The 21,378-nt window shown below is 70.2% G+C and carries 8 protein-coding genes; all 8 read left to right on the forward strand.

The genetic code is table 11. The features are described from left to right. Window positions 1-94: 94 nt before the first annotated feature. The 8 genes from W7S_RS09345 to W7S_RS09380 are packed head-to-tail and all read left to right on the forward strand — an operon-like array spanning window position 95 to window position 21,241. Window positions 95-3,598 (forward strand): non-ribosomal peptide synthetase, encoded by a 3,504-nt coding sequence (locus W7S_RS09345; protein ID WP_041297820.1) that lies wholly within the window; start codon window positions 95-97, stop codon window positions 3,596-3,598. Window positions 3,599-3,606: 8 nt separating this feature from the next. Further along, on the forward strand, window positions 3,607-4,377 hold the full coding sequence (locus W7S_RS09350) for a thioesterase II family protein (protein WP_008255555.1): 771 nt from the start codon (window positions 3,607-3,609) through the stop codon (window positions 4,375-4,377). A 5-nt stretch (window positions 4,378-4,382) separates the two neighbouring features. Next, window positions 4,383-5,702, forward strand: a complete 1,320-nt coding sequence (locus W7S_RS09355; protein WP_008255557.1) for a polyketide synthase — start codon at window positions 4,383-4,385, stop codon at window positions 5,700-5,702. Further along, window positions 5,702-8,749, forward strand: coding sequence for a mycobactin polyketide synthase MbtD (gene mbtD / locus W7S_RS09360; protein ID WP_008255558.1), 3,048 nt, complete (start codon window positions 5,702-5,704; stop codon window positions 8,747-8,749). Before W7S_RS09355 ends, mbtD begins: the two co-directional genes overlap by 1 nt. A 1-nt stretch (window position 8,750) precedes the next feature. Further along, a complete protein-coding gene (locus W7S_RS09365) occupies window positions 8,751-15,326 on the forward strand; it encodes a non-ribosomal peptide synthetase (RefSeq protein WP_008255566.1) in 6,576 nt (2,191 codons plus the stop codon). After that, the gene (locus tag W7S_RS09370; protein ID WP_008255569.1) at window positions 15,323-19,762 is read left to right on the forward strand and encodes a non-ribosomal peptide synthetase; all 4,440 of its coding nucleotides are present in this window, start codon (window positions 15,323-15,325) and stop codon (window positions 19,760-19,762) included. Before W7S_RS09365 ends, W7S_RS09370 begins: the two co-directional genes overlap by 4 nt. Continuing rightward, window positions 19,759-21,045, forward strand: coding sequence for an NADPH-dependent L-lysine N(6)-monooxygenase MbtG (gene mbtG, locus W7S_RS09375; protein WP_008255571.1), 1,287 nt, complete (start codon window positions 19,759-19,761; stop codon window positions 21,043-21,045). The genes W7S_RS09370 and mbtG overlap by 4 nt, the downstream gene beginning before the upstream one ends. Continuing rightward, window positions 21,026-21,241 carry an MbtH family protein gene (locus W7S_RS09380; protein WP_008255573.1) on the forward strand — a complete coding sequence of 72 codons (216 nt, stop codon included), beginning with the start codon at window positions 21,026-21,028 and terminating at the stop codon, window positions 21,239-21,241. Before mbtG ends, W7S_RS09380 begins: the two co-directional genes overlap by 20 nt. Window positions 21,242-21,378 lie beyond the last annotated feature (137 nt).

Here is a 21,378-nt window from a genome sequence, read left to right on the forward strand (position 1 = left end):
GCTCCTTAGACGGGGGCTTAGTAGCGGGGATGCACCGAGTAAGGATAGGGTAACCAAAAAATTAGGGCAGCCTGTGCTAATTCAGGGAGGGTCTGTGGTGCACGCCCCGGCACGCTCGGAGGACATCCGGGCGGAGGTGGCCGAACTCCTCGGCGTCGACGTCGATGCAGTTCAGCCGTGTAGCAACCTCATCGGTCAGGGCCTGGACTCGATCCGGATCATGACCCTGGCCGGGCGCTGGCGCCGCCAGGGCATCGCCGTCGACTTCGCCACGCTCGCCGAAACGCCGACGCTCGAGGCCTGGGCGGAATTGGTCAACGCCGGCAGGCCGAGCGCTGATCGGCCGGCCGAGCCCGCCGATGCACCCGCGGACGCTGCGCGGTCCGGGGAGGACGAGCCCTTTTCGCTGGCCCCGATGCAGCACGCGATGTGGGTCGGCCGCCAGGAAAACCAGCAGCTCGGCGGCGTCGCGGGACACCTCTACGTCGAATTCGACGGCCGAGGAATCGATCCGGAACGCCTGCGCGCCGCGGCGACCGCGCTGGCACGGCGCCATCCGATGCTGCGGGTGCGGTTCCTGCCCGACGGGACCCAGCGCATCGCCCCGGCCGACGAGTTCGACCCCTTCCCGGTCCACGTCGAGGACCTGCGCGAGCGGAGCACCGGCGAGGCCGACCGGCGGCTCGCCGCCATCCGCGCCGCCAAATCACACCAGCAGCTCGACGGCGCGGTGTTCGAGCTCGCGGTGACGCTGCTGCCGGCCGAACGGTCGCGGCTGCACGTCGACCTGGACATGCAGGCCGCCGACGCGATGAGCTATCGCACCCTGATGGCCGACCTGGCGGCGCTCTACCTCGGACGCGACCTGCCCGAACTGCACTACACCTACCGGCAGTACCGCCAGGCCATCGAGGCCGAGGACGCGCGGCCGCAACCGGCCCGCGACGCGGACCGCGCCTGGTGGGCGCAGCGCCTTCCCGAGCTGCCAGACCCGCCCGCCCTGCCGACCACCGGGGGCCGCGCCGAGAACCAAAGCACCCGGCGCTGGCACTGGCTGGACCCGCACACCCGCGATGCGCTCTTCGCCCGCGCCCAGGCCCGCGGGTTCACCCCGGCGATGGCGCTGGCCGCGGGGTTCGCCAACACGCTGGCGCGCTGGTCGACCACCTCGCGCTTCCTGCTGAACGTCCCGCTGTTCGGGCGCCAGGCGCTGCACCCGGACGTCGACTCCCTGGTCGGTGACTTCACCTCCTCGCTGCTGCTCGACGTCGACCTCACCCGCGCGAACACCGCGGCGGCACGGGCCCAGGTGGTGCAGGACGCGATGCGCACCGCCGCCGCCCATTCGGCCTATCCCGGTTTGGCGGTCCTTCGTGACCTCAGCCGTCATCGCGGCACCCAGGTGCTCGCGCCCGTCGTCTTCACCAGCGCGCTCGGACTCGGCGAGCTGTTCAGCTCCGACGTGACCGGCCAATTCGGCACACCGGGATGGATCATCTCCCAGGGGCCGCAGGTGCTGCTGGACGCGCAAGTCACCGAATTCGACGGCGGCGTCCTGGTGAATTGGGATGTGCGCGAAGGCGTCTTCCCTGCCGGCGTCATCGACGCGATGTTCGCGCATCACATCGACGAGCTGCTCCGGCTGGCCTCCGCCGACGAAGCCTGGGAGGCGCCGGGCCCCCCGGCACTGCCCGAGGCTCAGCGCGCGGTGCGCGAGGCGGCCAACGGCCGCACCGCCGAACCGAGCGGAGAAGCCTTGCACGACGGGTTCTTTCGGCAAGCCGAGCAGCGACCCGATGCGCCGGCGGTCTTCGCCAGTTCCGGTGACCTCAGCTACGCGCAGCTACGCGACCAGGCGCTGGCCGTGGCGGCCGCGCTGCGTGCGGCCGGCGTCACCGCCGGGGACACCATCGCGGTGATGGGCCCCAAAACCGCCGAGCAGATTCCCGCGCTGCTGGGCATCCTGTCCGTCGGTGCCGTCTATCTGCCGATCGGCGTCGACCAGCCACGCGATCGCGCCGAGCGCATCCTCGAGTCCGGCGGGGTGAGCCTGGCCGTGGTGTGCGGAGGACAACGCCTGTCCATGCCGGTGCCCGAGGTGGTGCTCGCCGACATCCTCGGCGGCGCGCCCGCGAGCACCGAGATCACTTCAGCGAGAGTCGATCCCGCCGCGCTCGCCTACGTGTTGTTCACCTCCGGCTCCACCGGCGAACCCAAAGGCGTCGAGGTCACCCACGACGCGGCGATGAACACCGTGGAATTCATCGGCCGCCACTTCGACATCGGCCCCGCGGATCGATGCCTGGCCCTATCGACCCTCGAGGGCGACATCTCGGTCATGGACGTGTTCGTCACCCTGCGCACCGGCGGCTCCATCGTCGTGGTCGACGAAGCCCAGCGACGTGATCCCGACGCCTGGGCCCGGCTCATCGACGCCCACCAGGTCACCGTGCTGCATTTCATGCCCGGCTGGCTCGAGATGCTGGTCGAGGTCGGCCGCGGGCGGCTGTCCTCGGTGCGGGTGGTGCCCACCGGAGGCGACTGGGTGCGCCCCGAGGTGGTGCGCCGGCTGCGGGCCGAAGCCCCCAACCTCCGGTTCGCCGGCCTCGGGGGAGCTACCGAAACCCCGGTGCACAACAGCATTTTCGAGGTGACCGAGCCGATACCCGACGACTGGACGGCGCTGCCGTTCGGCGTCCCGCTGCCCAACAACGCCTGCCGCGTCGTCGACGACACCGGCGCCGACTGTCCCGACTGGGTGCCCGGCGAGTACTGGGTGTCCGGCCGCGGCATCGCGCGCGGCTACCGCGGACGCCCCGATCTCACCGCCGAACGCTTCGTCGAACACGACGGCCGAATCTGGTATCGCACCGGCGATCTGGTCCGCTACTGGCCCGACGGCACCCTCGAATTCGTCGGCCGAGCCGACCACCGCGTCAAGATCAGCGGGTACCGCGTCGAGCTCGGCGAGGTCGAGACCGCGTTGCGGCGCGTGCCGGGGGTGCGCACGGCGGTGGCCGCGTTGATCGCCGTGTCCGGCGAATCCGATGTGCTGGCCGCGCAGGTGTGCGCTGACGATGCCTCCGTGACCGCCGAGGGAATCCGGCAGGCTCTCGCCGACCTCGTTCCCGCGCACATGATTCCGCGCCACATCACGGTCGTGGAGCGGATCGGTTTCACCGATGCCGGAAAGCTCGACCGGCGCGCCGTGGCGCGCGAATTGGAAAGCGCCGTTTCGCAATCGCAGCGGCCCGGCCACCGCGCGCCGTCGACGCCACTTCAATCCGCGCTCGCCATGATCGTGGGCGACCTGCTCGGCCGGCAGAACATCGGTATCGACGACGACTTCTTCGCCCTCGGCGGTGACTCGGTGCTGGCCACACAGGCGGTGGCGCGAATTCGGGCCTGGCTGGACGCGCCGGACATCATGGTCGCCGACATCTTCGCGAACCGAACCGTGTCGGCGCTGGCCGCGGTCCTCGGGGCCGGTGAGCGCGACCCCGGCCGGCTTGACCAGGTCGCCGAGCTATATCTGGAGGTTATCGGCATGGACGCCGAATCGGTTCTGGCGGCCTCTCAGCAACCCGCGAAATCGTAAACGGTGCAATGACATTGAATAATCTGATCACCGTGTCTTCCACGTTCCCGTCCTGGATCAAGCTGACCCGGGGCCGCAACGACGGGTCGGCGGACCGCCGTGCGGGCGCCACGGTGGTATTCCCGCATGCCGGTGCGGCCGCCGCGAGCTATCGGGTGCTGGCGGCGGCGCTGGCCGCCGGTGGCGACACCTACGTCGTGCAGTATCCACAGCGGGCCGACCGCCTCAGCGAGCCCGCACACGAAAGCGTGCACGACCTGGCCGCCGGCCTCTTCCAGGCCGCACCATGGCCCAGCGTCGCACCGCTGACGTTGTTCGGCCACAGCATGGGTGCCGTCGTCGCCTTCGAATTCGCCCGCGTCGCCGAGACGCACGGTGCGGCCGTCCGCAAACTCTGGGTATCGGCGGGTCCGCCGCCGTGCGTCGTCGCCGACATGCCCGAACTGCCGACCAGCGACGACGGGCTGCTGGCGGACATCGCCGATTTGGGCGGCACCGACCCGGAACTGCTTGCCGACGAAGAGTTCTCGGAACTACTGACCACCGCGGTGCGCGCCGACTACGAGGCCTTCAACCGCTACGACCCGAGCCCCGACGTCCGCATCGGCGCCGACATCCACGTGTTGGGTGGCCATGACGACCACCGCATCGGGACCGGTGTGCTGCGCCAGTGGGAAAAACACACCGCGGGATCCTTCGCCGTGTCGCTGTATGAGGGCGGGCACTTCTACGTCTACGACCATGTCGACGCGGTCGCCGCGCAGGTGAATGCCGGGTGATACCGATGTCGAACGATGCGTATGACGCCGAGAGCGTCGGCCCCGTGGTGATCGTGGGAATGGGTGTCGAGGCGCCCGGCGGCATCGAAAACGCCGAAGGGTACTGGGATCTGCTGGTGCACGGCCGGGAGGCACTGGGACCCTTTCCCACCGACCGCGGGTGGGCCGTGCGCGAACTGCTCGCCGGCTCGCGCCGGAGCGGTTTCAAGGCGATTCACGATCGCGGTGGATTCCTCAGCGGGGCAACCACATTCGACCCGGAATTCTTCGGCATCTCGCCCCGCGAGGCCGTGGTGATGGACCCGCAGCAGCGGGTGTCGCTCCGCGTGGCCTGGCGCGCCCTGGAAAACAGCGGCATCAATCCCGACGACCTTGCCGGCCACGACGTGGGGTGCTTCGTGGGCGCCTCCGCCACGGGCTACGGGCCCGAGATGGCCAGGTTCTCCGAACACAGCGGCCATCTGCTCGCCGGGACCGCCCTCAGCGTCATCTCGGGCCGCATCGCCTACACGCTGGGATTGGCCGGCCCGGCACTGACCCTGGATTCCTCGTGCGCGTCCGCGCTGGTGGCCTTCCACGTCGCGGTGCGTTCCCTGCAGAACGACGACTGCGACATGGCCATCGCGGGCGGGGTCAATGTGCTCGGCTCACCGGGGTTCTTCGTCGAGTTTTCCAAACAACACGCCCTCTCCGATGACGGCTACTGCCGCCCTTACAGCGCGCAGGCCAGCGGAACCGTGTGGGCCGAGGGGGCGGCGATGTTCGTGCTGCAACGCAAATCGGCCGCGGTGCGCGCCGGCCGCCGGATCCTGGCCGAGGTGCGCGCCACCGCCATCAACCAGGACGGGCGCAGCGCCGGGCTCAGCGCCCCCAGTGGCGACGCCCAGGTCCGCCTCTTCCAACGGGCCATCACCCAGGCCGGGATCAAGCCCGCCGAGGTGGGCATGATCGAGGGGCACGGCACCGGCACCCGGCTCGGCGACCGCACCGAATTGCGCTCGCTGGCACAAACCTACGGCGACACCGAGGCCGGCGCCGGGGCGCTGCTGGGGTCGGTGAAGTCCAACGTGGGCCACTCGTTGGCCGCCGCCGGCGCGCTGGGACTGGCCAAGGTGCTCGTCTCCGCCGAACACGGGGCCGTCCCGCCCACGCTGCACGCCGACAACGCAAGCCCCGAAATCGACTGGGACAAACAGGGTTTGCGGCTGGCGCAGACCCTGACACCGTGGCCCGCGACCGACGGGCAGCGCATCGCCGCGGCGTCCGCGTTCGGGATCGCCGGCACCAACGCGCATCTGATTGTCTCCGTTCCCGAGGTGGCGTGATGCTCACCCATCATCTGCCGGACGGGCGCATCCCGGTGCTGCTCAGTTCCCACGACCCGGAGCTGATCCGCCGGGACGCCGCGGCGATCCTCGATTACCTGGGCCGCATCGATTCGCCGAACGCGACCGCCGCGATCGCATCCACCCTGCTGCGGCTGCGGCGCCCCCGCCGGCACCGCGCCGTGCTGCGCGCGGCCGACGCCGCCGAGCTGGCCGCCGGGCTGGCGGCGATCGCGCGGGGCGAGGAACAGGAGCTGGTCACGCATTCCGCGAAGACCACGCCGCCGCGCATCGCGTTCGTGTTCCCCGGCCAGGGAAATCAATGGCAGGCGATGGGCGCCGGCGCCTACCGGGAGCTGCCCGCCTACCGGGAGGCGGCCGACCGGTGCGCCGAAGAGTTCGTCGTCGCCGGATTCGCCTCTCCGCTGCCATATCTGGTGGGGAAGGAAGAGCGTAGCTGGTCACGCCCCGAAATTCAGGGAGCGCAGTTCACCCACGCGGTCAGCCTGGCCGAGGCATGGCGATGCTGCGGTGTGCTGCCCGATATCACCATCGGCCACAGCCTCGGCGAGGTGGCGGCGGCCTATGTGGCGGAGGCGATCTCGCTGCCCGACGCCGTCGCCCTCGTGGTCGCCCGCGCCACCGTGGTCGGCCGGCTGACGGGCCGTTACGCGATGGCGGTGCTGGGCGCCGGCCTCGACGTCGCCGAGTCGCTGCTGGCCGAGGCGCCCGGCTGGGTGGAGGTCTCGGCGGTCAACGGCCCGTCGTCGACCGTGGTCGCCGGCGATCACGACGCGGTGGCCGCCGCGGTGCGCCTGGCGCAACAGCGCGACGTGTTCACCCATCAACTGTCCGTCGACTATCCGGGCCACACCAGTGCGCTGCGGCCATTGCGTGCCAGCCTGGCCGAGCTGACGCCGCGGTCGGCGTTCCGGGACGGGCCGGTGCGCTTCGTCGGTTCCACCCGCGGTGCCGAGTTGGGCGAAGGGACCGATTTCTCGGACTATTGGTATGAAAACCTCTGCGGCACCGTGCGCTTCGATCTTGCCGTGCAGTACGCCCGCGCCTGCGGGGCCGACACGTTCGTGGAGCTCTCGGCGCACCCCTCACTGCTCTATCCGCTGGGCGACATCGTCGGCGACGAGTCGGTTGTCGTCGGCTCGGGCCACCGCGAGCGGCCGGTCACCGAGTCGCTCTCGGCGAGTATCGCCGCGGTCGCGGCCGCCGACCCCGGCTGCCGGTGGGCCGATGCCGTCCCGAACGCTGATCAGCCTCCGCTGCGGGGCTTCCCGAACGCGCCGATGCGCGCGGTGCACCTCTGGGCGGCGCCGGAACGAGTGACCGAAGCGGCCTCACCGTCCGCGCCGACCGTGGCCGTCGAGGACTGGCAGCACGCCACCTCGCACACCGTTGCGACACGTCCCGACATCGGCTTCTTCGGTACGGACGCTCTCGCCCGTTCGCTCGCCGATGCCGTTGCGGCGCAAGGCGACTGCCGCGTGGTGGCACCGAACGAGGCGGAGGTCCTGGCAATCGTGGCGCCGCGTCTCGACGAGCACGACGCCACGGCCGCCATCGAGCAGATCGCCGCCCGTCCCGATGCCGGCCTACCCGACTACCCCGCGCTCATCGGGCCGCGATGCCGGGCCGTCTGGCTACTGACCGTCGGCGCCGAACAGGTCGATCGAGACGACACCCACCTCTCGCCGGCGCAGGCGGCCCTGGCGGCGATGCATCGCAGCGTCGGGTTCGAATTCCCCGACCAGGCCTTCGGACATCTCGACCTCGAGCGGGCAGATGTGGACGCCGCGACCGCGCGGGCCGTCGCCGACGCGCTCTCGGGCGAGGCGGCCGAGGTGGCGTTGCGGGGCGGCGAGCCGCCGCTGAGCCATGTTCGAAGCCACGTACGGACATTCCGCGAATGCCGCGAATCGGCGACCAGCCGGGCCCTCGACGCCGCCGCCCTGGACGACGTGGTGATCACCGGCGGCAGCGGGGCGATCGGCCTGCAGTACGCGCGGTACTGCCTCGAACGCGGGGCGCGGACCGTCACCCTGTTGAGCCGCACCGGCGTGGACCCGGCCGCGCTGCGCGAGCTCGCCGACGGCCACGGCGCCGAAGTGCGTGCCCCGCAATGCGATATCACCGACCGCGCCGCGCTGGCCTCCGTGGCCGCGACGCACGCGGGTTCGGGGGCGTCGCTGCTGATCCACACCGCGGGCATCGCGCAGGCACGCTCGCGCGCCGACCTCACCGGTGTCGATGTCGCGGCCGTGTGCGACGCCAAGGTCCGCGGTTTGGCGCTGATGGCCGAGGTTTGGCCGCTGCGGCCGGACTGCCGAATCCTCGCCTGCTCGTCGGTGTTCGGGACCTGGGGCGGCTACGGCCACGCGGCCTACGCGGCGTCCAACCGGATGCTCGATGTGCTGGCCGCCCAGCTGCGGGCCGACGGCCGCGACTGCACGGCAATCCGGTGGGGGCTGTGGCAGGGCGCCGGTGTGGTGGTCGGCAACGAGATCACCCGCACCGAACGCTCGGGCCTGGTGGCGATGGAGCCGGAGGCGGCGATCGAGGCCAGCCTGCACCGCTACGACGGCGACCCGCTGATTTTCGACGCCGACTTCGACCGGCTGCAGGTGTTCTTCGAAAGCCAGGGAATGCCAATGCCGTTCAGTGCTTCGCACAGCGGTGACGGCGGCGCAAAAGAAGACGTCGCCGTCGCGAAGCCGCTCGCCGAGGTGGTACGGGCCGAATTGGCCGCGACGCTGCATCTGGGTGATTCGCTGTCGATCGACCCGGGCACCTCCCTGATCGACCTTGGGGTGGACTCGTTGCTCGCCCTCGATTTGCGTAAGCGGCTGCGGCGGACGGTCGGGAACTCGGTTCCGGTGGCGCGCATGCTCGGCGGCATCACCGTCAACGAGCTGATCGACGCGCTGCGCGCCGACTCACCCGGTGGCCCCACGCCGCCGCCCATCGAGCGCACCGGCGCCGCCAACGGTGCGCACCACTCAACGCTCGCGATGCTCGAAAGGTTGGACTCCTAGCGTGACAGACACCACCGGCGCCGGCACCCGTCTCGACGAGGAACGCTTGGAACTGCTGCGCCGCAAGCTCGCTGAACGCGGCCTGGCCAGGCCGACGGGCGCGGCTTCCGTGGCCACCTACGACGAGCCGCGCATGTCCGCCGGCCAGCACCGGATGTGGTTCGTGCAGTCGGTCGATCCCGACAGCGCGCTGCTCAACATCTGCGTCTCCTATCGCCTCCTCGGCGCCGTGGACGCCGCTCGGCTACATCGCGCCGTCGACGCCGTCGCCGCGCGTCACCCCGTACTGCATACGACGTATGACACCGACGGTGACGGCGACCCGCGGCCCGTCGTCCGCGACGACCTACACCCCGAATGGTCCGAGCACGACCTGTCCGGACTGGCCGATCAAGCCCGCCGGTTGCGGCTGGATGTGCTGGCGCAGCGGGACTTTCGCCGTCCGTTCGACCTGAGCAAGGATTCACCCCTGCGCGTCACCGTGGCGCACCTGGGCGCCGACGAGCTGATAATGCTGATCACCGCGCATCACATCGCCTGGGACGACGGCTCGTGGGCGCCGTTTTTCGCCGACCTGACCCGTGCGTACACCGACCCGGACGGCTTTGCCGCGGCGCCGGCGCTGCCGGATCTCGCCACCGACCCGACCGCGATCCGTCAGGCCGATCTGGACTACTGGCGGCCGCTGATGGCCGATCTCCCGGAGCCACTGGAACTTCCCGGCCCCAATGGGTCGGTGGTGCCCAGCACCTGGCGCGCGCAACGCGCGACCGCGCCACTGTCGGCGGACGTCGTCGACCGGGCGGCCGCGCTGGCCCGCGAGACGGGCGCCACGCCCTACATGGTGTTGATGGCCGCGTTCGGCGCCCTGGTGCACCGCTACACGCAGTCGACGGACTTCCTGTTCGCGGCCCCGGTGCTGAACCGCGGGGTGGGAACCGAGGATGTCATCGGGTACCACGGCAACACCGTGGTGGTCCGGCTGCGGCCGCGGCCACACCAGACGTTCCGCGAACTGCTGGCCCAGACCCGGGACGGCGCGGTGGGCGCCTTCGCTCATTCGCGCGCCGACCTGGATTGGCTGGTGCGTGAGTCGAATCCGGACCGCCGGCACGGCGCGGACCGGATGACCCGGGTCAGCTTCGGACAGCGGGAGCCCGACGGCGCCGGCTTTTGCCCGCCGGGCGTGCGCTGCGAGCGCGCCGAGTTGCGCGGTCATTTCAACCAGCTGCCGCTGAGTCTGATGGTCGAGTTGAACCGCACGCCGGATGGCCTGGGCGGCGGCGTCATCGAGGCCGAGTACCTCGTCGAGGTGCTGGATCAGCAGCTGGTGCAGCAACTGCTGCGCCACTACGCCGCCCTGCTGGACAGCGTGCTGTCCGACCCCGACGTGACGCTGTCGGCGTGCGCGCTGATGAACGACGAAGACGCCGAGTGGCTGCGGTCCGTGTCGACCGGTGAAGAATTCGTCACCCCGGCCAGCACCTTGTCCGAGCTGGTCAGCCGGCGAGCGGCGCGCACGCCCGACGCCGTTGCGGTCGTCTACGAAGGGCGCGCCTACACCTACCGCGAAATCGATGAAGAGTCGAACCGCGTGGCGCACTGGCTCATCGAGCAAGGAATCGGCACCGAGGATCGCGTCGCGGTCCTGCTGGACAAGTCACCCGAACTGGTCATCACCGCGCTGGGCGTGCTCAAAGCCGGTGGCGTCTACCTTCCGGTGGATCCCACCTACCCGGAGGACCGGCTGAGTTTCATTCTCGGGGATGCGGACGCCAAACTGGTGCTGCGCGAACCGGTTTCCGGATTGGAGAGCTATCCGACCACGGCGCCCACCGCGTTGCTGCGGCCGCTGAGCCCGCAGAACACCGCGTACCTGATCTACACCTCGGGTTCGACAGGACTGCCCAAGGGCGTGCCGGTGCCCCACGCGCCCATCGCCGAGTACTTCGTCTGGTTCGGCGACGAGTACCGGATCGACGAGACCGACCGGCTGCTGCAGGTCGCGTCGCCCAGTTTCGACGTGTCGATGGGCGAAATCTTCGGCACCCTGATCATGGGTGCCCGGCTGGTGATTCCGCGCCCGGACGGACTGCGCGACATCGGCTACCTCACCGATCTTCTGGCGCGCGAAGGCATTACGTCGATGCACTTCGTGCCGTCGCTGCTGGGACTCTTCCTGTCGTTACCCGGTGTCAGCCAGTGGCGCACGTTGCGGCGGGTGCCCATCGGCGGGGAGGCCCTGCCCGGCGAGATCGCCGACAAGTTCCACGCCACCTTCGACGCGTCGCTGCACAACTTCTACGGACCGACCGAGACGGTCGTGAACTGCACCAGCTACCCGGTGGAAGGCGCCCAGGGCACGCGCATAGTGCCGATCGGCCGGCCCAAGATCAACACCCAGGTGTACCTGCTCGACAACGCGCTGCGGCCCGTCCCTGCCGGGGTGATCGGTGAGATCTACATCGCCGGAACACATGTCGCGCACGGATACCACCGCAGGCCGCAGCTGACGGCCGAGCGCTTTGTCGCCGACCCGTTCACCCCGGGCGGGCGGATGTACCGCTCCGGCGACCTGGCCCGGCGTAACGCCAATGGCGACATCGAGTTCGTCGGCCGCGCCGACGAGCAGGTGAAGATCCGCGGCTTCCGCATCGAGCTGGGCGAGATCGCCGCCGCCATCTCGGTCGACCCCAGTGTCGGGCAAGCCGTCGTCCTGGCCATGGACCTGCCGCAGTTGGGCAAGAGCCTGGTGGGATACGTGACTCCGGCCGAGGGCGCCGGCACGGAAACCGTTGACGTCGAACGCATCCGCGCCCGGGTGGCCGCCGCGCTGCCGGACTATATGACCCCTGCCGCCTACGTGGTGCTCGACGAGATCCCCATCACCGCCCATCAAAAGATCGACCGCGCCGCGCTGCCGCAACCGCAACTGGCGGCCGGCACCGAGTACCGCGACCCGACGACCCCCACCGAAATCCGGGTCGCCCAGCTGTTCTCGGGGCTGCTCGGACACGAGCGGGTGGGCGTCGACGACTCGTTCTTCGATCTGGGCGGCCACTCGCTGGTCGCCACCAAGCTGGTCACCGCGATCCGCGCGGAGTGCGGTGTGGAACTCGGCATCCGCGACGTGTTCGAGCTCGCCACCGTGGGCCTGCTGGCGGAGCGGATCGACCAGCTGAGCTCGGGCCAACTGACGCAGTCGCGCCCCAGGCTGATCGCAACCGCACACGACGAGCCGATGCCGCTGTCGGCGTCGCAGCTGCGCAGCTGGTTCGCCTACCGCCTGGACGGGCCCAGCCCGGTCAACAACATTCCCTTCGCGGCCAAGCTGACCGGTCCGTGGGACGTCGACGCGCTGATCGCCGCCGTCGGCGATGTCCTCGCGCGGCACGAAATCCTGCGCACCAGCTACGTCGAGCTGGACGGCGTGCCCTATCAGGTTGTGGGCCCGGTCGGGGTCGAGGTTCCGGTGCGCCGCGCGGAGGGCGTCGGCGAGGCGTGGCTGCAAGAGCAGCTCGACATCGAGCGGCGCCATTGCTTCGAGCTGGACTCGGAACTGCCGATCCGGGTCGCGGTGCTGCGCACCGAGAACGCGGACGAGCACGTGCTGTCGGTGGTCGTGCACCACATCGCCTCTGACCATTGGTCGGCGGGTGTGCTGTTCTCCGACGTGATGACGGCCTACCGGGCCCGACGCGGTGGCGAAGCGCCGTCCTGGGCGCCGCTGCGCGTGCAGTACGCCGACTACGCGGCATGGCAGCGCACGTTTTTGGGGGACGCCAGCGGCCAGGAGTCCGCTATCGCCGCCGAGCAGCGGGAGTACTGGACCCGCAAGCTGGCCGGGCTGCCGGAGGACACCGGGTTGCGCCCGGACTTCCCCCGCCAGCCGGTGCCCAGCGGGGAGGGCGAATCCGTCGACTTCCAGATCGACTCGGCCACCCGCGCCAAGCTCGGCGAGCTGTGCCGCGAGCTGGGCATCACCGAATTCATGCTGCTGCAAACGGCTGTGGCAGTGGTGCTGCACAAGGCCGGTGGCGGCGTGGACATTCCGTTGGGCACCCCGGTCGCCGGCCGCACCGAAGCCGAATTGGACCAACTGATCGGCTTTTTCGTCAACATCCTGGTGCTGCGCAACGACATGGACGGCAATCCGACGCTGCGCGAACTGCTGAAACGGGCCCGCGAGACGGCCCTGGCCGCCTACGCCCACCAAGACCTGCCGTTCGACCGGGTGGTCGACAGTGTCAGCCCGGTGCGCTCGCTGTCGCGCAACCCGCTGTTCCAGGTCGTCGTGCACGTCCGGGATCACCTGTCCGCCACGCGGGTCATCGAAACCGCCCCCGCGGGCGGCGATGGACGCGACACCGTGTGCACGTCGCTGGACCCCATCTTCGACATGGCCCACGCCGACCTCAGCGTCAACTTCTTCGGCACCGACGGCACCGACGACGTCGGCTACAACTGCAATGTCATCTTCCGTACCGAGCTCTACGCCAGAACGACCATCGAGCGGTTGGCGCAATGGCTGTCGCGGGCGGTCGCCGCGTTCGCCGAGGATCTCGACTTGAGCCTGCGCGACGTTGCGCTGATCGATGCGGGAGAACAGCACCGCATCCTGCAGGACTGGAGCCGCGGCGCGCCGGCACCGCACGACAGGCCGCGCACCATACCCGAGCTGCTGGAACCGAGTCGGGCGTGGGACGCGGATCGGATCGCGGTGCGCTGCGGGGACGAGCGGATCGATTACCCTGCGCTGCACCGCCGTTCGGACAACCTGGCCGCGCTGCTCGCCAAGAACGGGGCGGGGCCGGGCGCGTTGGTCGGGCTGTCGACCCGCCGCAGCATCGACCTGGTCGTGACGCTGGTGGCCATCATGAAGGCCGGCGCCGGTTACTTCCCCATCGACCCCGGTTACCCCTTGGCGCGAAAGCAATTCATGCTCGACGACGTCGCGCCGCCGGTGGTGGTCGCAACGACCGAAGCGGTGGCGACCATGCCACACGTTGCGGGAGTCGAGTTGATTTCGCTGGACGATCCCCACGTGCGCGACCTGGTGGACCGCGATGACGTCGATCCCCAGTCGCGGGATTTGCCGCGGCCCCATCCCGACGACCCGATGTATCTGGTGTTCACCTCCGGATCGACCGGCAAGCCGAAAGGCGCGGTGGGCACCCATCGTTCGATGGCCGCCCGGCTGGATTGGCAGCTGCGGCACTACCCGCCGAGGACCGAGGATGTGCGGCTGGCGCAGGCGTCGATCACCTTCCTCGAAGGCGGGATGGAGATGCTGGCCGGCCTGGCCGCCGGTGCGACCATGATCCTGGCCGACGACGACGAGCACCGCGACCCCGAGGCCCTCGGGGAGTTGATGACCCGGTATTCGGTCGCCCAGGTGACCGCCGTGCCCAGCCTGGTCTCGGCGTTGGTGGACAGCCGGCCCGACGCCGTGCGCGCGCTGTCGCGGCTGGTGTGCGGTGGCGAGCCGGTCAGCACGTCGCTGCTGCAACGGCTGGTGTCGGTGTGCGCCGACGACGGTGCGACCGAGTTGCTGAACAACATCGGTTCCACCGAGACCTCCGGCGCGGTTTCCCGCGGGCCGTTGGGCCTGCCGAATCCGCTTGTCGGAAAGCCGGTCCCGGGCGCGCAGGCCTACCTCCTCGACGACGGGCTGCGTCCGGTGCCGGTCGGCGTGGTGGGCGAGCTGTACTACGCCGGTGACCAGCTGGCGCGCGGGTACTGGAAACGGCCCGCCCTGACCGCGACGCGGTTCGTCGCCAACCCCTATGGCGGGGAGCCCGGTTCGCGCTTGTACCGCAGCGGTGACCTGGCTCGGTGGACCGAGGACGGCCAACTGGAATTCGTCGGACGCTCCGACCACCAGGTGCAGGTCCGCGGCTTCCGGGTCGAGTTGGCCGAGGTCGAGGCGGCCCTCGCGGCGGCCGACGGCGTCGCCGCCGCGGCCGCGCGCACCTGGGAGGTGCACGGCGGCACGTCGCTGGCCGGATATGTTGTGCCCCAACGGCCCATCGTCGATGACGTCGACAAGGCGGCGTTCGCGGGGGAGGTGCGCGCCGCGATCGCCACGACCCTGCCGGGCTACATGATGCCGTCGTCGCTGACCGTTCTCGACGTCCTGCCCAAGACTGAGTCCGGCAAGTTGAACCGGCCCGGGCTGCCGCTCCCGGCGGTCAGCACCGGTGGCCTGACCGAACCGGCGCGCACGGACACCGAACGGGCGCTGGCCAAGGTGTTCGCCGAACTGCTTTCGACCCCCGAAGTGGGGCGCTTCGACGACTTCTTCGCCCTCGGCGGCGACAGCATCCTGTCCGTGCAGCTGGCCTCGCGGGCGCGCGCCGTCGGCCTGGCCGTGAGCCCGCGCATGATCTTCGAGAATCCGACGGTGCAGCAGCTGGCCGCCGCCGTGGACGCTCTGGGGAACGGGCAGGCTGACACCGAGCGGGACGACCAGGCGGCCGACGTCCGTTTCGAGCCGATGAGCACCTCCGGCCTCTCGTCCACGGATCTGGCTGCGGTGACCCAACTTTGGTCGTCGTCACGTGAGGGCACGACATGACGGCCGCCGACACCGACGTCGCGCCCGACATCGAGGACGTGATGGCGCTGAGCCCCCTGCAGGAGGGCTTGTACTCGCTGACCACGCTCGCCGAGTTCGCCGACGGCGAAGCCGCGGACGACCCGTACGTGATCGGCATGGCCGCCGACATCTCCGGCGCACTCGACGTCGCGCTGCTACGCGAGTGCGCGGAGAAGATGTTGGTGCGCCACCCGAACCTACGGGCCAGCTTCTTCAGCCGCGGCATCCCGCGGCCGGTGCAGATCGTGCCCTCCCGCGTCGAGTTGCCGTGGCGATCCGTCAGCGCCGCGCGCGAGGACGTGCCGGCGCTGGAAACCGGCGAACGCCGCCGGCCCTTCGACCTGGAACACGGGCCGGCCATCCGCTTCCTGCTGATCGAATTGCCCGGCGCGCAATGGCGTTTGGTGCTCACCGCCCACCACATCGTGATCGACGGCTGGTCGATGCCGGTGTTCATCAACGAGATGATGATCCTGTACCAGGCCGGCGGCAACCTGTCGGCGCTGCCCGTGGCGCCGCGGCCGTACCGCGATTACATCGGCTGGCTGGCCAGTCGCGAGCCGGAGGCCAGCCAGCAGGTCTGGCGCCGGCACCTCGCCGGCCTGCCCGGCCCCACCCTGCTGGCCGCCGCCCTGGGCTCGGTGGAGACGACGCAGGGACGGCAGACGGCGCTGCCGCGCACCACCGAACTGCGCCTGCCGGCCGAGGCCACCGCGCGGTTGGTCGACGAGGCCCGTTCGCGTGGCATCACCGTCAACACCCTGATGCAGATGGCGTGGGCGCTGGTGTTGTCCCGTCTCACCGACACCGACGACGTGGTTTTCGGGGTCACGGTGTCCGGCAGGCCGCCCGAACTGACCGGCGTCGAGACCATGGTGGGTCTGTTCATCAACACCGTGCCCCTGCGGGTGCGGCTGGACCCGGCCGCCAGCGCCGGCGAACAATGCCGCGCCGTGCAGCGCGACGCCGCCCTGCTGCGCGAGCACAGCTATCTCGGGCACGCCCAATTGCGTGCCCTCGGCGGGGTCGGGGAGATGTTCGACACCCTGCTGGTCTACGAGAACTTCCCGATGAACGGGCTGTCCTCCAGTGGCGAATTGACCGCCGGCGGTGCGACCTTCCGGCCATCCGCCCTGCAAACCCTGTCGCATTTCCCGATCGCCGTCGCCGCCCACATGGATGCCGGCGAGCTGGTGGTGCTGATCGAAGTGATCGACGGCGCGCTGGGCGCCATTCCCGCGGCCACGTTCGGTCGTCGGGTGCTGTCCACCGCCGAGCGGCTGCTGCGGGACTGGGCGCGGCCGCTGCGCGAGATCAGCGTCCTCTTCGACGACGAGGTTGCCCCGCTGCGTGCCGCCGGGGCGCCCGCCGCGACGTCACCGCGGAGCATTCACGCGCGGTTCGCCGACGTCGTGGCCAGCGCGGCCGACAGCCCGGCGGTCAGCTGGGCGGGTGGCACGCTGAGCTATCGCGAGCTGGATGACCGGTCCACCCGGCTGGCCGCCCAGCTCGTCCGCAAGGGCGTCGCGCCCGAAACACCGGTCGCCATAAGCCTTTTCCGCGATCCGCAGTACGTCGTCGCGATACTCGCGGTGCTCAAGGCCGGCGGCATGTGCGTGCCGCTGGTGCCGGGGATGCCCCCGGAGCGGGTCACCTCGATCCTGCGCCAATCCGGCGCGTCGATCGTCCTGGACGACGAGCTGACCGCACAGCTCCTCGAGGCCGGCCGGCCGCACGACGAATTCACGCCGGTCGACGTCGCGCCCGAACGGGCCGCGTATGTCGTGTTCACCTCGGGCACGACGGGAGAACCCAAGGGCGTCATCGGAACCCATGGCGCGGTGGGGGCGTACGCCGATGACCATCTGGACCGCGTGCTGCGGCCCGCGGCCGCAAGACTGGGCAGACCGCTGCGCATCGCCCACGCTTGGTCGTTCGCCTTCGACGCCGCCTGGCAGCCGTTGGTCGCCCTGCTCGACGGCCATGGCGTGCATGTGGTCGACGAGCAGACCCAGACCGATGCCGAGGCGCTGGTCGCGCTGATCGCCGAGCACGGCATCGACATGATCGACACCACCCCGTCGATGTTCGCCCAGCTGCAGGCGTTCGGCCTGCTGACCGACGTGCCGTTGACGGTGTTGGCGCTCGGGGGAGAGGCGCTCGGCAGCGCCGCCTGGGACCGAATCCGCGAGGCGTGCAACGCCACGTCGATGACGGCGTACAACTGCTACGGGCCGACCGAGACCACGGTCGAGGCGGTGGTCGCCGCGATCGCCGAGCACGACGAGCCCTGCATCGGCCGACCGACCCGGCACACCCGCGGATACGTGCTGGATTCCGGGCTGCGCCCGGTGCCGTGCGGCGCGACGGGCGAACTGTACCTGGGCGGCGCCCAGCTGGCTCGCGGCTACATCGGCCGCGCGGGGGAGACCGCGGCGCGCTTTGTCGCCGACCCCTTCGCGCCCGCGCAGCGGATGTACCGCACGGGCGACCTGGTGCGCCGATTGCCCGACGGCACAGTGCAATACATCGGTCGCGCCGACGCCCAGGTGAAGATCCGTGGCCACCGCGTCGAGCCCGGGGAGATCGCCGCCGCCCTCGAATCGCATCCCGCCGTCCGGCACGCCGGCGTGCTGGTACATCAGCACCGGGGAGCCCCGCGGCTGACCGCGTACGTGGCGACCACCGATACCGCGGGGGCCAAGCCGACGGCCACCGAACTGCGGGCCATGCTCGGCACCCGGTTGCCGCGCTACATGGTGCCGCAGCGCATCGTTTTGGTCGACGAAATCCCGTTGACCCCCAACGGGAAACTGGACGAATCCGCGTTGGCCGCCGCCGACGTCGCCGAATCAGCCGGCGGCGCGGCAACACCCGAGACCGCCACGGAATCCGCGCTGGCCGACCTGCTCGCCGAACTGCTCGGGCACCCGAGCGTCGACGTCACCGCGGACTTTTTGCAGCTGGGACTGGACAGCATCATGGCGTTGTCGGTGGTGCAGGCGGCCCGGGCGCGCGGAATGGCGCTGCGCGCCCGACTCATCCTCGACTGCACCAACATCCGCGAACTGGCCGAAGCGATCGACTCGGAAACCACTGCCGCGGCCCAGCAGGTGGACGAGGCAAGCGGGCCAATGCCGTTGCTGCCCAACGGCCGATGGCTCTACGAGCACGGCGACCCGCGCCGGCTCGCCCAGACCGAGGCCATCCGGCTGCCCGAGACGCTGCGCCGCGAACAGCTGGACGCCGCGCTGGCAAGCATCATCAACGGCCACGAGGTGCTGCGCACCCGGGTCGACCGCTCCACGATGACCTTGGTTCCGGTGCCCGACGCCGACGTCCTGGGGGCACTCGAAGAAGTTGAGGTGGACGCAGAGCTGGCCGCGGCGGTGCCGGCCCACGTCGCCCGGGCCGTCGACCGGTTGGACCCCGAACGGGGAACGCTGCTGGCCGCGGTGTGGCTCCGGCCCCCGGCCGGCGAGAGCGTGCTGTTGCTGGCCGCGCACGTCGTGGCGCTGGACCCCGCGTCGTGGCGGGTGATCCTCGGTGAACTCGGTGCCGCCCTGACTGCGGCGGCGACCGGTCACTCACCGGCCCCCGTACGGGAACACACCAGCTATCGGCGCTGGGCCGAGGCGCTCACCGCGCGGGCGCACGGCCTGGACACCACGCCGTACTGGGCGTCGGAGTTGGACGGCGACGACCCCGACCTCGGCGCCCGGCGGCTCGACCCTGACCGCGATCGGGCCCGCGATCTGATCGTCCGCAACGTCGCGACCGACGCCGACCTCACTCGCCGGCTGCTGAATTCGGGTCTGGCGTTGCCCACGCTGTTGGTCGCCGCCACCGCGGCGACGGTGACCAGCTGGCGCCGGCTACGCGGTCAGGCGACCCCGCCTCCGCTGCTGGCGCTCGAAACCCATGGCCGCGCGGACACTTTGGTCGACGGGCCCGGCGCGCACACCATCGACACCGGCGACACGGTCGGCCTGCTCAGCTCCATCTACCCGGTGCGGCTGGACTCCGACGACCCGCACAAGGTGGCGGAGAAGTTGGCCTCGATCCCCGGCGATGGCCTCGACTTCGGGTTGCTGCGCTACCTGCGGGACGACACCGCCGCGTGGCTCGCCGGCTTCCCGCCGCCGCAACTGCTGCTGAATTACCTTGGCGCCGCCCACACCGACGGCGGCACCGGGCTGACGCTCGAGCGCGAGCTGCTCGCCGGGGTGTCGCCCGTGCCCGAGCCCGAGCTGGCGGTGCGCCACGAGCTCACCATCGCGGCGATGGTGCTGACATACGGCGGGGAGCGGGTGCTGGCGGCCCAGTGGCGCGCGCTGCCCGACATTCTCACGGACGCGGACATCACCGCGCTGCAAGGACTTTGGATCGATTCACTGCGGGAGGTGGTGAAATGAGCACACTGGCGATCGTGGGCGCCGGCGCCAAGGCGGTGGCCGTCGCCGCCAAGGCGTCGGTATTGCGCGACATGGGCGTCGAGGTTCCGGACGTGGTCGCCGTGGAACGCATCGGCGTCGCGGCGAACTGGCAGGCCAGCGGCGGCTGGACGGACGGTGCGCACCGGCTGGGCACCAGCCCGGAAAAAGACGTCGGCTTTCCCTACCGCTCGGCGCTGGTGCCGCGCCGCAACGCCGAGCTGGACGAGCGGATGACCCGCTACAGCTGGCAGTCCTACCTGATCGCCACGGCGTCGTTCGCCGAGTGGATCGACCGCGGCAGGCCGGCGCCGCCGCATCGGCGGTGGAGCCAGTATCTGAGCTGGGTCGCCGACCACGTGGGCATGAATGTGGTGCACGGCGAGGTCGAACGGCTGGCCGTCACCGGGGACCGCTGGGCGATCCACACCCATGAGACCACCGTGCACGCCGACGCGTTGATGATCACCGGGCCCGGCCAGGCCGAAAAATCGTTGCTTCCGGGCAATCCGCGCGTGCTCTCGATCGCCCAGTTCTGGGACCGCGCCGCCAATCACGACCGGATCAGCGCGGAGCGGGTCGCGGTGATCGGCGGCGGTGAGACGGCCGCCGCGATGCTCAATGAGCTGTTCCGGCACCGGGTCTCGAGCATCACCGTCATCTCCCCGCAGGCGACGCTGTTCACGCGCGGCGAGGGGTATTTCGAGAACTCGCTGTTCTCCGATCCGACCAACTGGCCGGCCCTCACCCTGGCCGAACGTCGAGATGCCTTGGCCCGCACGGACCGGGGCGTGTTTTCGTCGAACGTGCAGGAGGCGTTGCTGGCCGATGACCGCATCCACCACCTGCGGGGCCGCGTCGCCCACGCGGTGGGCAGGCAGGGGCAGATCCGGCTGACGTTGTCCACCAACCGAGGAAGCGAGAACCTCGAGACGGTCCACGGGTTTGATCTCGTCATCGACGGCTCCGGCGCCGACTCGCTGTGGTTCGCACCGTTGTTCAGCCAGGACGCGCTTGATCTGCTCGAACTCGGTCTGGGTGGGCCCCTGACTTCGGAGCGGCTGCAGGAGGCGATAGGTTATGACCTGTCCGTCACAGACGTCACCCCTAAGTTGTTCCTGCCCAACCTGTCCGGACTCACCCAGGGCCCCGGATTCCCGAACCTGAGCTGCCTGGGGCTGCTATCCGATCGGGTGTTGGGTTCCACCGTCAGCCCGTCCGCGTATCCCCTGAGAAGGAGACATGATGAGCGCCAACCCCTTTGACGACGACAACGCCACCTTCGTGGTGCTCGCCAATGACGAGAACCAGCACAGCCTCTGGCCGACCTTCGCCGACACGCCGTCCGGCTGGCGGGTGGTCTTCGGTGAAGCAAGCCGCGCGGACTGCCTGGAGTACGTGGAGCAGAACTGGTCAGATATCCGCCCCAAGAGCCTGATTGAGGCGCTCGCGGGGGAGTAGCCGCAGGCGCGCGACAAGTGCGAGCCGCTACACGGTTGCGGCACAGACTATTCGGGGTGTTTTCCCGCGTCGCCGCCGTAGCGTCGTCGTAACGTGACCAACTTGAGACACAAATTCCGGAGTCACAGGGCACACTT

The organism is Mycobacterium sp. MOTT36Y, assembly GCF_000262165.1.
GTDB classification, from domain to species: Bacteria; Actinomycetota; Actinomycetes; order Mycobacteriales; family Mycobacteriaceae; genus Mycobacterium; species Mycobacterium intracellulare.